Origin of the sequence: Facklamia sp. P12950, assembly GCF_050409465.1 — a bacterium.
Taxonomy (GTDB): Bacteria; Bacillota; Bacilli; order Lactobacillales; family Aerococcaceae; genus Facklamia.
Genome location: NZ_JBNUPK010000036.1, coordinates 1 through 527, shown reverse-complemented (window position 1 = coordinate 527; position 527 = coordinate 1). Strand labels below are relative to the sequence as shown.

Genomic DNA, 527 nt, shown 5'->3' with positions numbered 1-527 from the left:
GATCCTCAAGAGGCTGCACGAGCAGATCACGTCAATAGGGAAATGGAGAAAGCGGGATCGTGGGGGCGGAATCTTCAGTTTCAAGTCAACAATCTGACCAAACGCATTGACCTACTGGAGCAGTCTTCGAGGCTTTCGCCTGAAATTGAGCGAGCCATTGAAGCCGATGGAAACGAGTATGCGGCCGTTAATGACGCGCTTGATGCGGCTGTTCGGGCAGCGGAGGCGTGCGAGCAGCGCCTAAGCGATATCGATTTGAAAGCCACGCAGCTCAACGCAGAGGTAACTACTTACCGCGCGGCATATTCAGAGGTATTCGACCGCCTCATCAGTGGGGGGGCACCAGAGAGCCACCCCTTGGTGCACACCGCGTTGGTGCGGTCCTGTTGCGAAGTTTGCAATACAGCTGATAAGCGGGTTAGTGCAAATGTCGCGGCAAAGCTGCAAATGAGGAAATGCCCGCTGTGTGAGACGGAGCTGACTTCAAGCGTCACGCCAGATCCTCAGCTTCAGAAAGACTTAGCGGA

Annotated in this window: 1 protein-coding gene; it reads left to right on the top strand. The window is 55.0% G+C overall.

Annotated features, from left to right (window positions below; translation table 11 throughout):
* Positions 1-42: 42 nt before the first annotated feature.
* Positions 43-527, top strand: a 485-nt coding sequence (locus tag ACQV2Q_RS08940) for a hypothetical protein (RefSeq protein ID WP_428882526.1), incomplete at its 3' end; no start/stop codon positions are given.